The organism is Candidatus Mycolicibacterium alkanivorans, assembly GCF_022760805.1.
GTDB classification, from domain to species: Bacteria; Actinomycetota; Actinomycetes; order Mycobacteriales; family Mycobacteriaceae; genus Mycobacterium; species Mycobacterium alkanivorans.
The window spans coordinates 671,975-684,677 of sequence record NZ_JAIVFL010000001.1 but is presented as its reverse complement, the minus strand read 5'-3'; the positions used below and the strand labels follow the sequence as shown (position 1 = coordinate 684,677).

Below are 12,703 nucleotides of genomic sequence, written 5' to 3'. Positions count from 1 at the left end.
TGGGATTGAACAACCTGCGTGTCTCACGAACGTGGCGGATCCGCCATCACTCCGCCATCACTCGTGAGATTCCGCCACGTTCCGTGAGACCCTACAAACCGACACCCCTACCGCGCCATGTTGGTGAAACGCGACAGGTGCAACTGATGCGCCACCGTGACAGTTCTCGTCGGTCCTGCACGGTGTTTGGCGATGATCAGGTCTGCCTCGCCGCCGCGCGGGTCATCGCTTTCAAAGGCGTCGGGCCGGTGCAGCAGGATGACCACGTCGGCGTCCTGCTCGATCGAACCCGATTCGCGGAGGTCGGCCAGCATCGGCTTCTTGTCGGTGCGTTGCTCGGGACCACGGTTCAACTGGCTCATGGCGACGACCGGAACTTCCAGCTCCTTTGCCAAAAGCTTGATCTGCCTTGAGAATTCGGAGACTTCCTGCTGGCGGGACTCGACCTTCTTCCCGGATGTCATCAGCTGCAGGTAGTCCAGCACGATCAGCCGCAGCCCCGCCTTCTGATGCAGCCGACGGGCCTTCGCGCGGATCTCCATCATCGTCAAGTTCGGCGAATCGTCGATGTACAAAGGCGCTTCGCTGATTTCGCTCATCCGCCGCGCCAGGCGGGTCCAGTCGTCATCACTCATCCGACCTGAGCGCATATCGGCGAGCTTGATCTTGGCCTCGGCCGATAACAGTCGCATCACGATCTCGGACTTGCTCATCTCCAACGAGAACACGATGCTCGGCATTCGGTTCTTGATCGAGCAGGACCGCAGGAAATCCAAGCCCAGAGTTGAGTTGTGGGTCGGAATCATCGCGCGGCTCGCGAGGTAGAGGTGGTCGTCATTGTCGACCTGGACGCACCGCACCGGCACGCTGTCGATGGGGCGAACTTCGGCCACCCCGAACGCGGTAGGCAGCGGGCTGCCTGCGCCGACAAGCTGCCGCGCGGCGGCCGCGGTCACCACATCCGCACCGGCCCGCAATGTCATGGTGGTACGGATACCGCCAGCCGTGGGCCATTGGTGCTCAGCATCCGCCACAATCACCGTGCCGTCGGCGAACTCAATCTCGTAGCAAGGCTGGCCGAGCATGACTTCGGTGGCGGCAACGACGCGAGTGGGACGCCCGTCGGCGCCGATCAGATAGTCGCCCACGGCGACCTCGCCCATGGTGGTCCAGCCACCCGGCGTGGGCAGGGGCGTGTCCAGCGCAAGCGCCTTGCCCATACCCGGACGAGCCGCGACCACGATCATCTGACCGGGGTGCAAGCCGTTGGTCAGCTCGTCAAGCTCGGTGAACCCCGTCGGTACACCGCGTGAGAGACCACCCTGCGAGGCGATGGCGTCGATCTCGTCCATCGTCGGTTGCAGCAGTTGTTCGAGGGGCAGGAAGTCCTCGGACGTGCGCCGCTCGGTGACGTCGTAGATCTCGGCCTGAGCGCGGTCGACGATCTCGTTGACGTCGGCGCCCTCGGCCCCGGCGTAGCCGTACTGCACCACCCGGGTGCCGGCCTCCACCAGCCGGCGCAGCAGCGCTTTCTCGGCGACGATGCCGGCGTAGTACCCGGCGTTGGCCGCCGTGGGCACCGTCGAGATCAGGGTGTGCAGATAGGGCAGTCCGCCGATGCGGCGCAGCAGACCACGGCGATCGAGTTCTGCACCGACGGTGACGGCGTCGGCAGGCTCGCCACGGCCATAGAGGTCGAGGATCGCGTCGTAGACGTTCTGGTGGGCGGGCCGGTAGAAGTCGCCGGGGCGCAGCCGCTCGAGGACGTCGGCGATGGCGTCCTTGCTCAGCAGCATGCCGCCCAGCACCGACTGCTCGGCGGCAAGATCCTGCGGCGGCTGCCGACCGAAATCCTCGCTGGGCGGGCACGCCATCCCGGGCTGACCGAGATCGTCAACGACCGCCATCGAGTGACCCACACCCCCTCAAATCTGCCGAACGCCTGTTCGATCTATGTCAAGACTTCTACCCCGTGACACCGACAACACCGCCGCCGAGGATTGGATCTGCACCGCCGACCGCTTCACGCTAGACGTTGCCGGGAGTACCGCAACTCCGGCCTGTTCACCAACCTGTTAGTGGCTTGTGGATAGCTGCGGAACTAATGTTGAGGCGTTGGGGAAAACCTGTGGATCACTATGCATTTTTCGCTGGTTTGCCCTGATAGAGGCACATTAGCCCCGCTCATGGCCTGTGGATGGCAAGTCGTTCGGCGTGTCGGCCCGGGTTGCGTTCTCGGGCGCGTTGTGTTGCCGAACCTTGGGCACCAGGTGAACGGCAGGGAAGATTAGCTGTGGCTGACCACACGTGAAGAGTTCGCCACGAATACAGCAATTCCCCGGGTGCGGCCGCGAAGGGCCAACACCCGGGGAATCTGACGCTTGCGGCTAACTCTGGGCGACGACGTCCAGCGTGACATCAACGTTGACCTCGGGGTGCAGGTGCACGCCGACGGTGTGAGTTCCAGTCGCCCTGATGTGTGCCTTGGGCAACTGCACTGCGCGCTTGTCCAGGCTGGGACCGCCGGCCTTCTTGATCGCGCTGACGATGTCGTTGGCGGTCACCGAACCGAACAGCTTGCCCGAGTCCGCCGCAGCCTTCACCGGCAGCGTGATCGAGCCCAGACCGGCAATAGCGGCCTTGATCTCGTCGGCATGCTCACGGTCGCGGACGGTCTTGACCTCCTGCGCGCGACGGATTTCGTCGGCCTGCCTCTGGGCGCCGCGGGTTGCCACGATCGCCAAGCCGCGCGGCAGCAGGTAGTTGCGGCCGTACCCGTTCTTGACCTCGACGGTGTCGCCGGCCACGCCGAGGTGATCGACCTCGGCAGTCAGGATCAGCTTCATTGTCGTACTTCCTTGTCTATCGGGCCGACGAGGTGAACGGCAGCAGAGCAACCTCGCGCGCGTTCTTGACGGCGATCGCAATGTCGCGCTGATGCTGCACGCAGTTACCGGTCACCCGACGGGCGCGGATCTTGCCGCGCTCGCTGATGTAGGTGCGCAGCAACGCGGTGTCCTTGTAGTCGATGCTCTGCCCCTTCCCCTTCTTGGAGCAGAACACGCACTTGCGGGTCTTGACCGGCTTTTCCGGAGCAGGACGCCGTTTCGTGGACTTGGCCATGTGTCAATCTCTTTCGTTCTTTGATGAGCGCGCGGGGCGCGCTGAAGGTTGTGTTAGAAAGGCGGTTCGTCGTCGCTGCCGGCGAACGATCCCGATGCCGGGGCGCTGCCCCACGGATCGTCGTTGGACTCGGTGGCCGCCGGACGGGACGTCCCGCCGCCGCCACCACCACCGAAGCCGCCGCCACCACCGCCGCGGGAGGCCTTGTTGACCTTGGCGGTGGCATACCGCAGGGAGGGGCCGATCTCGTCAACCTCGACCTCGAACACGGTGCGCTTCTCACCCTCACGGGTTTCGAAGGAGCGCTGCTTGAGCCGGCCGGTCACGACGACGCGGGAGCCCCGGGTGAGGCTTTCGGCGACGTTCTCAGCCGCCTCACGCCAGATGTTGCAGCGCAGGAACAGCGCTTCGCCGTCTTTCCACTCCCCGCTCTGGCGGTCATAGATCCGTGGTGTGGACGCCACCGTGAAATTGGCGACTGCTGCACCGGACGGGGTGAATCGCAGTTCGGGGTCGGCGGTCAGATTTCCGACGACGGTGATGGTCGTGTCACCGGCCACAAGGTCCTCCTGGCATAGTGGGTGGATTCACCGCGAGCCTACGTAACTGGTACGACGCGCGACGACGTTCTCCACTGAGTGACTAGTGCTTGTCGGTCCGCATCACCTTGGTCCGCAGCACCGACTCGTTCAGGTTGAGCTGACGGTCGAGCTCGGACACGGTGGCCGGTTCGGCCTTCACATCGACGATGGCGTAGATGCCCTCGGCATGCTTCGCGATCTCGTAGGCCAGCCGGCGGCGGCCCCAGATGTCGACCTTGCCGACACTGCCGCCGTCCTTGCGGATGACGTTCAGGAACGTCTCCAGCGACGGAGCTACGGTGCGCTCGTCAAGAGTGGGGTCAAGGATGACCATGACTTCGTATGGACGCATGGGAACCTCATCACCTCCTATGGTCGTAGCGGCCACGGTCATTCCGTGGCAGGAGAGTCGCCTGCGTCGGCAACCTGCCCAGGCTACCGGAACGCAGGCTGATCAGCGAAATCAGCTCCGGGCGCTGTAGTACTCCGTCGCCCGCGCCCGACGAACACGACGTCGATCGAGGGCACCCGCTGCAGCACCTCGCAGGGCCCGATGGCGTCCAACGTGGTGTTACGCGGAAACAACGCTATCGCGACGTGCATCCGGTGTCCCTCCCGGCTCGGGAAGGTGGGCGCGCGCTCCACGGGGGCGCAGCCATTGCGGGAGCCGGGCGGGGAACGCGTCGGGCGCACCGTCGAACACCCCGCCCGCCGGGTCGTCGATCAGGCCGTTCCAGCGTACGAGATCCAGTTTGGGCCGGTAGATCTGGCGAACGACAAGGACCATCAGCCCGACCACGGCGATATCGCGCAACAGCACGGTGCCGGTGAACCACTGCTCGGGAAGCCCCTTGTTGCCCTCGCCGTACAGGTAGTACATCCGAGGTACCCACACCAGCATGTCGATTGTCATCCACACCAACAGGATTCGGCGATGTGGCAACGCCAGAACCGCCAGCGGGACCAGCCACAGCGAGAACTGCGGGCTCCAGACCTTGTTCACCAGCAGGAACGCGGCCACCGTCAGGAACACCAGTTGCGCCACCCGCGGGCGCTGCGGAGCGGTCAGCGCGATGTAGGCGATTGCCGCACAACACAACAGGAACAGCACGGCCGCCACGACGTTGAGGACCACCGGCGGTTCCCAGAACCCCAGGTTCGGGTCGAAGCCGTCCCATCCGGTGAATGACCTCACCACGTTGTAGAGCGAGTCCATGTCGTCGCCGCGACGGGAGTTCAGCCGGAAGAACTCCGACCAGCCACGCGGATAGAGCAGCATCACCGGCAGGTTCACCAGGAACCAGGCGCCCACCGCGGACACCACCGACCGCGCCGCGTCGGCCATCCGGTCCGTACGGATCGCCAGCACCACCAGCGGCAGCAACAGCAGGGCCGGATAGAGCTTGGCGGATACCCCCAGGCCGATCAGGATGCCGGCCAGCACCGGTCTTCGCCGGGCCCAGACGAGTAGACTGCCGATCGCCAAAGCCGTTGCCAGCGCATCGAAATTCGTGAAGATCTGGAAGACCAGCACCGGGGAGGCCGCCACCAGGGCCGCGTCCCACACCCGTCGGCCCGACAGCCACGACGACGCCCACACCGTCGCCAGCCAGGCCAGCGCCAAACCGACCGCCGAGAAGTTGAAGAACATCACCACCTCGGCTACGACCGGCAGCGACAACATCTTTGCGACGGCGGTGTAGGTCTTGGCCAACGCCATCGAAACGTATTGGTACACCCCGGTCAGGACCGGATACTCCATGTAGCGCACCGCTGGCTTGCCGTCGTAGCGGGTCTGCGGCCGGCCTGTGGAGTCCGTCTCGATCCAGCTGGACTTGTAGGGGAACCTGCCCTGGCTCAACAACTCTGCGCCGTACAGCGGCACGGTGTCGGAGTAGCACAGTTCGTAGTACGCCCGCTGGTTCTGCCAGTTGGCCACCAACTTGTCGGGTGGACCGGTGCCGACGGTTTGCAGGCAGGGCGCCTTCGTCGACCAGCCCAGCGCCAGAACCACCAGCGCCATCAAGAACATGACCCGCAGTGGAGTGAGCACCCTGGTGCGGCCGATCAGGGCATGGCGGCCGACGGGGCCGCCGACAACATCGGACAGCGCGGAGCCGAGAGTGTCAGTGCGACTGGGGAAATCGCGGTCGTCCGCGCTGCGCAGATCGGCGGCCAACGGCTGTGGAGAGGCCGTGGCCCGGCCGGCACCGCCGTCGATCACGGCGGCGGAGGCGGAACGGCTGCGTTGGGGTCGCCACCCGGCGGTGGGATCACCGGCGGCTCACCTCCCGGCGGCGGCGGCCCGGGCGGCAGGTTGGTGATGGTCGTCGGCGGGCCGAGCGGAATCGTGATGCCCGGTGCCAATTCGATACTGGGCTGGATCACCGTCTCGCTCGGCGGTGCGGCGGTCGGCGGCGGCGGTGGTGGTGGTGGTGCCGGAACACCCGCGTAGCCGCCTACCTCGGCGGGCTTGGGGAACGACTCGATGTCGGTGCCCTTGAGCGCACCGTCCATGGTGGCCTTCCAGATGTCCGACGGGATGCCCGAGCCGTAGACCGGGCCGCCCCACTGGTTCACCAAAGGCTGTGTGCCGTCCACGGTTCCGACCCAGACCGCCGTCGACAGCGACGGGGTGAAACCGACCATCCAGGCGTCGCGGTTGGCGCCGGTGTCACCGAGCTGGTTGGTGCCAGTCTTGGCGGCCGACGGCCGGCCGTTGGCCAGGTTGTGGCCGTTGGACCACCCGGCGATGGGCTGCATGGCCGCTGTCACGTTGTCGGCGACGGCTTTCTCTATGCGGCGCTCGCCGGTGTTGTCCTGCTGGGAGGCGTCGAAAAGCACCTCGCCGCGGGCGTTGACTACCTTCTGCACGAAGTGCGGCTTGTGGTACATCCCGGAGGCGGCCAACGTCGCGTAGGCCGACGCCATGTCGAGCACCCGGGTCTGGTACTGGCCCAGCACCACACCGTTGTTCGGCGGGCCGCCCAGGCCGTCCTCGGACAGCGTGTGTTCCACCCCGGGGAAGCTGGTCGCGACACCGGCGCGGTGCGCGGCATCGGCGACGTCGGCCGGACCGTTCTTGAGCTTGAGCATCAACCGGTAGTAGCTGGTGTTCAGCGACCGCTTGAGCGCCTCGGCGATGTTGCAGACGCCGCAACCCCCACCCTCGACGTTGGTGATCTTGATGCCGTTGACGTCCACGGGCGAGCTGTCGATCTGATAACCCAGACCCATCCCCTGCTCGAGCGCGGCGACCAGAGCGAACACCTTGAACGACGATCCCGTCGGCAGGCCGGCCTGGGCGAAGTCGTAGCCCTGCGCATCCGAACCGCCGTAGTAGGCCCTCACCCGACCGGTGCGCGGGTCGATGGACACCACCGCCGCGCGCATGTCGGGCATCTGACCGTCGAGGTATTTCGACACCGCGTCCTCGGCGGTCTTCTGCGCCTGCGGGTCGATGGTCGTGGTGATCTGCAGGCCCTGGGTGTTCAGCGTCTGCTCGTCGATGTTGAACAGGTCGAGAAGTTCCTTGGTGACCTGGCGCTCGATCAGCCCGTTTGGGCCGGTGGTCACGTTCTCCGAGCGGGCCTGGTCCGGCGGCACCGTCGCAGGGAAGACCTGCTGACTGCGTTCGTCTTTCGACAGCGCACCCATCGACACCATGCCGTCGAGCACCCAGTTCCAGCGGGCCGCCGCGCCGCCGGGGTCGACGGCGGGGTCCAACGTCGAGGGCCGCTGGACCAGCGCCGCGAGCAGCGCGCCCTCGGCGACGGTCAGCTGGTCGACCGGCTTGTTGAAGTAGGCTTTCGACGCAGCCGAGATGCCGTAGGCGCCGCGCCCAAAGTAGATGATGTTCAGATAGGCCTGCAGCACTTCGTCCTTGGACCATTCGCGCGACATCTTCGTCGAGATGACGAGCTCCTTGGCCTTACGGATAAGACCGCCTAGGCCCGACCGCGCATCACCGACAAGTGCGTTCTTGACGTACTGCTGAGTGATCGTCGAGCCGCCCTGCAGGTCGCCGCCGAACAGGTTGTTCTTGATGGCGCGGGCGAACCCGGACAGCGAGAATCCCGGGTTGCTGTAGAAGTCCCGGTCCTCAGCCGCCATCACGGCGTTGCGGACGTGCACCGGCACCTGGTCGATGTTGACGTCCACCCGGTTCCCTTCGGGGGGAACGATTTTCGCCAGCTCCGAACCGTCGCTGGCCAGGATCGTCGACACCTGGTTGGTGCGGATGTCACCAGGCTGCGGCACGTCGACGATCAGGTAGGCCATGCCGAAAGTGAGCATCGGCAGCACGATCAGGACGACCGCTGCCAGGTAGATCGAGCGCCACACCCACTTCCAGGAGATCTGCTGGGAGAGTTTCGGCGGCTTGGGCGGTGGGCCGCCGGGGCCCCCGCGCGTCGGTGGAGGTGGTGGCGGCGGCGGGAGCTTCGGCGGCGGTGTGCCGTCCAGCGCCGCCTTGACGAGGTCGATCGGGTCGCGCGGCAGCGCCTCGATGAGCGTTGTCAGCCGGTCGTCCGGGGGAACTTGCCGGACGCGTGTGCCCGACTCGTCGGCGGCCGGAATCTTCGTCGTGGGCGTCTCGGCCCAGTGCCGGAGACCGTCGGACGCACCATTGCCGCCTGAACCCGCACGAATGTCAGTGGCTGGCCGGTCGCGACGCCCTTCGCTATTCACTGGCCGTACGCGCGCCGGAGCGCGCCGTCTGGGTGCCGCGCCTGCCGCGTCCATTGGTGGGCTTCGGCGCTCCGAGCACGTACGACTTGACCAAGTGATTCCATTCGCAGGTCCGGCATACCTCCACCACGTGCACCGAGAACTCATCGAACTTGGTTGCCAGCAGGACCAGTTCCTCGGCGGTGCGGGCCGACCCCGACACGGCACCAAGGTGATCGCCGAAAACCCACGACACCAGGGTCAGCGGTTCCTTGCGGCAGATCGGGCACGGCACCGAACTGGTCTTGCCGTGAAACTTCGCGGCGCGCAGCAGATAGGGATTGGCGTCGCACACCTCGGTGACCCCTGTGCGGCCGGAGTAGACCTCGGCCAGCAGGGAGCGCCGCCGTAGGGCGTAGTCCACCACCTGTCGCTGCAGTCGCACGAAGACCAGAGTACGTCGGCCATCTGAGCACCGACGCGCAACCGGTCCCACGGGTCGGGCGGATTGCCCGTCTAGTCTGCGGTCTTGGACCCCCAACTTCTACGATCGTCGTCGTGGCGACCTCCCAGACAGCTGGTACGCGGGCCAAGGACAGTGACCGCAACGACATCTGTCAGATCCTGGACACCGCACTGTCCGAGGGACAGCTGTCGATGACCGAACACGAGCAGCGGGTCAACGCCGCCACCACCGCCACGACGCTGGGTGACCTGCGGGCCCTGGTGTCCGACCTGCAGACCGCCAACGCCCCAGTCCAACTGGCGAGTTTGAAGAAGCCGGGGCGGATCGTCCCGTCGTCCCGCGGCGGGTGGGGTCTCCGGGCCGCCGTGGCCGGGGTGCTGGTGCTGCTGGGCATCGGGATCGGCTGGGGTTTGTACGGCAACACCCCGTCGCCGCTGAACTTCACCTCCGACCCGGGCGCCAAGTCCGACAGGGTGGCGCCGGTGGTGCTGACCCCACCGCGACAGCTTCAGTCCTTGGGCGGGCTCCACGGCCTTTTCGAGCAGACGCGCAAGAAGTTCGGCGACACCATCGGCTACCGACTGGTGATCTATCCGGACTACGCCTCGCTGGACCGTCCCGACCCCAACGACGACCGACGCTCGTTCAGCTACACCTACCGCGGCGGGTGGGGAGACCCCAGCACCTCGTCGAAGAGCAGCGACGCCACCGTGGTGGATCTGGCCGAATTCGATGCCAAGGCGGTGGTCGGCGTGCTGCGGGGAGCGCCCGAGACGCTGAACATCAAGCCCTCCGACGTCAAGAGCACCTACCTGATCGTCGAGCCGAGCCGGGACCAGACCGTGCCGGGAACCTTGTCGATCGACATCGACGTCTCCAGCGACTTCGGCAGCGGCTACATCGAATTGGCCCCGGACGGCACCGTCAAGCAGATCAACTACCCGTAGCTGGGGTTATTCACCCACTGACGTGCTGCCCGACACCTGCGGGCCCCCCCGCGTTCACCCCCGAGTTGGCACCGAATATATCGGCCCGATACTATTGCCGGAGGTGTCGACGCGCCGTAACGGTTGACGAAAGGAGGTGACCCGATGCTGGAGCTTGCCATCCTGGGTCTTCTCCTCGAGTCCCCGATGCACGGCTACGAGCTGCGCAAACGACTGACGGGCTTGCTGGGGGCGTTCCGTGCCTTCTCCTACGGCTCGCTGTACCCGGCGCTGCGCCGGATGCAGGCCGACGGGCTGATCGCCGAGGACGCCGCCCCCGCAGGAACCCCGGTATTGCGCCGTGGCCGGCGGGTCTACCAGCTGACTGACGCCGGCCGACAGCGGTTCTCCGAACTCGTCGCCGACACCGGTCCGCAGAACTACACCGACGACGGCTTCGGTGTTCACCTGGCCTTCTTCAACCGCACACCCGCCGAAGCGCGGATGCGTATCCTGGAAGGCCGCCGTCGGCAGGTGGAGGAACGCCGCGAAGGCCTGCGTGAGGCAGTCGCGCGGGCCAGCAACTCGCTCGACCGCTACACCCGACAACTGCATCAGCTGGGTTTGGAGTCCAGCGAGCGGGAAGTCAAATGGCTCAACGAGCTGATCACCGCCGAGCGGGTCGCACAGACGCACCCGGACCAGGCTTGAAGCCACATAGAACCTGACCAGCAGCAAGAAGAAGTTCAAGAAGGAGAACGTCCATGACTGAGCACAACGCGCCAGGAACGTCGACGGATGTGCGGGTCGCCATTGTCGGCGTCGGCAACTGCGCGTCGTCGCTCGTCCAGGGCGTCCAGTACTACAAGGATGCGGACCCGAACGCCTCGGTTCCCGGCCTGATGCACGTCAAGCTCGGGCGGTACCACGTGCGCGACGTGAAGTTCGTCGCCGCGTTCGACGTCGACGCCAAGAAAGTCGGGTTCGACCTGTCCGAGGCCATCTTCGCCTCGGAGAACAACACCGTCAAGATCGCTGACGTGCCGCCGACCGATGTCGTGGTGCAGCGTGGCCCGACCCTCGACGGCATCGGCAAGTACTACGCCGACACCATCGAGCTGTCCGATGACGAGCCGGCCGACGTGGTCAAGGTGCTCAAGGACAACAAGGTCGACGTGCTGGTGTCCTACCTGCCGGTGGGCTCGGAGCAGGCCGACAAGTTCTACGCGCAGTGCGCGATCGACGCCGGCGTGGCGTTCGTCAACGCGCTGCCGGTGTTCATCGCCTCCGACCCGGTGTGGGCCAAGAAGTTCGCGGACGCCGGTGTGCCGATCGTCGGCGACGACATCAAGAGCCAGGTCGGCGCCACCATCACCCACCGCGTCATGGCCAAGCTGTTCGAGGACCGCGGCGTCGCGCTGGACCGCACCTTCCAGCTGAACGTGGGCGGCAACATGGACTTCAAGAACATGCTCGAGCGCGAGCGCCTGGAGTCCAAAAAGGTCTCCAAGACCCAGTCCGTGACCTCCAACCTGACCGGCTCGCTGGCCGGCAAGATCGAGGACAAGAACGTCCACATCGGCCCGTCGGACCACGTCGCCTGGCTCGACGACCGCAAGTGGGCCTACGTCCGCCTGGAAGGCCGCGCCTTCGGCGACGTGCCACTGAACCTGGAGTACAAGCTCGAGGTGTGGGACTCGCCGAACTCGGCCGGCATCATCATCGACGCGGTGCGCGCGGCCAAGGTCGCCAAGGACCGCGGCATCGGCGGCCCGATCATCCCGGCCTCGGCCTACCTGATGAAGAGCCCGCCCAAGCAGCTCGCCGACGACGTGGCCCGCGAGCAGCTCGAAGCGTTCATCGCCGGCGGGCAGGAGCGCAGCGACGCGGGGATCAACAAGGGCTAGTTCGTTTTCGTCGAGTTCGCGCTGCTCCCCGAGAACGCCGCCAAGGTGCGCGGCACCAAGTCGTTCTTCGTCAACGACGAGGGCGCCGACGAATTCGCTCGCACTGCACCGGGATTCCAGACCGTCCACGTCGTGGCGGACGCCGGTCACTCGGTTCAGGGCTATCAGCCGCGGGCGCTGGTGCAGATCCTGCGGGATGTGCTCGACGGTTAGGGCCGGCGAGAGGCCTAACGTGATGACATGACCTTTCCCCTCCGAATCGGTGTCCAGCTCCAGCCCCAGCACTCCGACGACTACGCCCAGATCCGCGGCGCCGTACGCCGATGCGAGGACATCGGCATCGACGTCGTCTTCAACTGGGACCACTTTTTTCCGCTCTACGGCGACCCCGACGGCGCCCACTACGAGTGCTGGACCATGCTGGGAGCCTGGGCTGAGCAGACCTCGCGCGTCGAGATCGGCGCACTGGTCACGTGCAACTCCTACCGCAACCCCGAACTGTTGGCCGACATGGCCCGCACCGTCGACCACATCTCCGGTGGACGGCTGATCCTCGGCATCGGTTCGGGATGGAAGCAGAAGGACTACGACGAGTACGGCTACGAATTCGGCACCGTCGGCAGCCGGCTGGCCGACCTCGCCGAAGCGCTGCCGCGAATCAAGTCCCGGCTGGCCAAGCTCAATCCCGCGCCCACGCGCGACATCCCGATCCTCATTGGCGGTCAAGGCGAACGCAAAACCCTGCGCCTGGTCGCCGAGCACGCCGAGATGTGGCACAGCTTCACCAACGCCGAGACCTATCCGGGTAAGGCCGAGGCGCTGGCCGCCCACTGCGAGGCGGTCGGCCGTGATCCGGGCAGCATCGAGCGCTCGTCAGGTGTCGAGGGCCGCGACGCCGAAAGCCTGGTCGCCAACGCCGAGGCGCTGGCCGGTCTGGGCGTCACACTGATGACCGTCGGATGCGACGGGCCCGACTACAACCTGGGCCCGGCCGAGACGCTGGTCCGCTGGCGCGACAGCCGCTGACTCAGC

At 66.1% G+C, this 12,703-nt stretch carries 12 protein-coding genes and 2 pseudogenes; 5 read left to right on the top strand and 9 right to left on the bottom strand.

The window, feature by feature from the left end; genetic code table 11:
- Positions 1-107 precede the first annotated feature (107 nt).
- The 9 genes and pseudogenes from dnaB to K9U37_RS03390 form a co-directional block, all read right to left on the bottom strand.
- Positions 108-1,907 (bottom strand): replicative DNA helicase, encoded by a 1,800-nt coding sequence (dnaB, locus tag K9U37_RS03430; protein WP_243070531.1) that lies wholly within the window; start codon positions 1,905-1,907, stop codon positions 108-110.
- A 480-nt stretch (positions 1,908-2,387) separates the two neighbouring features.
- On the bottom strand, positions 2,388-2,846 hold the full coding sequence (gene rplI / locus K9U37_RS03425) for a 50S ribosomal protein L9 (RefSeq protein WP_243070530.1): 459 nt from the start codon (positions 2,844-2,846) through the stop codon (positions 2,388-2,390).
- A gap of 16 nt (positions 2,847-2,862) precedes the next feature.
- A complete protein-coding gene (gene rpsR / locus K9U37_RS03420) occupies positions 2,863-3,123 on the bottom strand; it encodes a 30S ribosomal protein S18 (RefSeq protein WP_243070529.1) in 261 nt (86 codons plus the stop codon).
- Positions 3,124-3,176: 53 nt separating this feature from the next.
- Positions 3,177-3,683, bottom strand: coding sequence for a single-stranded DNA-binding protein (locus K9U37_RS03415; RefSeq protein ID WP_243070528.1), 507 nt, complete (start codon positions 3,681-3,683; stop codon positions 3,177-3,179).
- An 82-nt stretch (positions 3,684-3,765) separates the two neighbouring features.
- A complete protein-coding gene (gene rpsF / locus K9U37_RS03410) occupies positions 3,766-4,056 on the bottom strand; it encodes a 30S ribosomal protein S6 (RefSeq protein ID WP_243070527.1) in 291 nt (96 codons plus the stop codon).
- 137 nt (positions 4,057-4,193) lie between these two features.
- Positions 4,194-4,307, bottom strand: a pseudogene (locus K9U37_RS03405) (DJ-1/PfpI family protein); the annotation flags it as partial.
- A complete protein-coding gene (locus K9U37_RS03400) occupies positions 4,276-5,928 on the bottom strand; it encodes a glycosyltransferase family 87 protein (RefSeq protein WP_372489378.1) in 1,653 nt (550 codons plus the stop codon). The pseudogene K9U37_RS03405 and the gene K9U37_RS03400, both read right to left, overlap by 32 nt.
- The gene (locus tag K9U37_RS03395) at positions 5,925-8,282 is read right to left on the bottom strand and encodes a transglycosylase domain-containing protein (protein WP_243073202.1); all 2,358 of its coding nucleotides are present in this window, start codon (positions 8,280-8,282) and stop codon (positions 5,925-5,927) included. The genes K9U37_RS03400 and K9U37_RS03395 overlap by 4 nt, the downstream gene beginning before the upstream one ends.
- A gap of 103 nt (positions 8,283-8,385) precedes the next feature.
- Positions 8,386-8,817, bottom strand: a complete 432-nt coding sequence (locus K9U37_RS03390; RefSeq protein WP_243070526.1) for a DUF5318 domain-containing protein — start codon at positions 8,815-8,817, stop codon at positions 8,386-8,388.
- Positions 8,818-8,930: 113 nt separating this feature from the next.
- Here K9U37_RS03390 and K9U37_RS03385 point away from each other — a divergent pair, with 113 nt between their 5' ends.
- From K9U37_RS03385 to K9U37_RS03365, 5 genes and pseudogenes are all read left to right on the top strand, one after another.
- Positions 8,931-9,785 carry a DUF1707 SHOCT-like domain-containing protein gene (locus K9U37_RS03385; RefSeq protein ID WP_243070525.1) on the top strand — a complete coding sequence of 285 codons (855 nt, stop codon included), beginning with the start codon at positions 8,931-8,933 and terminating at the stop codon, positions 9,783-9,785.
- A 144-nt stretch (positions 9,786-9,929) separates the two neighbouring features.
- Entirely contained in the window at positions 9,930-10,475 is a 546-nt protein-coding gene (locus K9U37_RS03380; protein ID WP_243070524.1) for a PadR family transcriptional regulator, read from the top strand.
- A 53-nt stretch (positions 10,476-10,528) separates the two neighbouring features.
- A complete protein-coding gene (locus K9U37_RS03375) occupies positions 10,529-11,671 on the top strand; it encodes an inositol-3-phosphate synthase (protein WP_243070523.1) in 1,143 nt (380 codons plus the stop codon).
- A gap of 45 nt (positions 11,672-11,716) precedes the next feature.
- Positions 11,717-11,884 (top strand): annotated as a pseudogene (locus tag K9U37_RS03370) (alpha/beta fold hydrolase); the annotation flags it as partial.
- A 27-nt stretch (positions 11,885-11,911) separates the two neighbouring features.
- Complete coding sequence (locus K9U37_RS03365; protein WP_243070522.1) at positions 11,912-12,697, top strand: LLM class F420-dependent oxidoreductase; 786 nt, start codon at positions 11,912-11,914, stop codon at positions 12,695-12,697.
- Positions 12,698-12,703: the final 6 nt, after the last annotated feature.

Excerpts from the sequence above, each read along its gene's own strand:
- dnaB (WP_243070531.1), bottom strand. The coding sequence starts at position 1,907 with ATGGCGGTCGTTGACGATCTCGGTCAGCCCGGGATGGCGTGCCCGCCC.
- rplI (WP_243070530.1), bottom strand. The coding sequence starts at position 2,846 with ATGAAGCTGATCCTGACTGCCGAGGTCGATCACCTCGGCGTGGCCGGC.
- rpsR (WP_243070529.1), bottom strand. The coding sequence starts at position 3,123 with ATGGCCAAGTCCACGAAACGGCGTCCTGCTCCGGAAAAGCCGGTCAAG.
- rpsF (WP_243070527.1), bottom strand. The coding sequence starts at position 4,056 with ATGCGTCCATACGAAGTCATGGTCATCCTTGACCCCACTCTTGACGAG.
- K9U37_RS03380 (WP_243070524.1), top strand. The coding sequence starts at position 9,930 with ATGCTGGAGCTTGCCATCCTGGGTCTTCTCCTCGAGTCCCCGATGCAC.
- K9U37_RS03375 (WP_243070523.1), top strand. The coding sequence starts at position 10,529 with ATGACTGAGCACAACGCGCCAGGAACGTCGACGGATGTGCGGGTCGCC.
- K9U37_RS03365 (WP_243070522.1), top strand. The coding sequence starts at position 11,912 with ATGACCTTTCCCCTCCGAATCGGTGTCCAGCTCCAGCCCCAGCACTCC.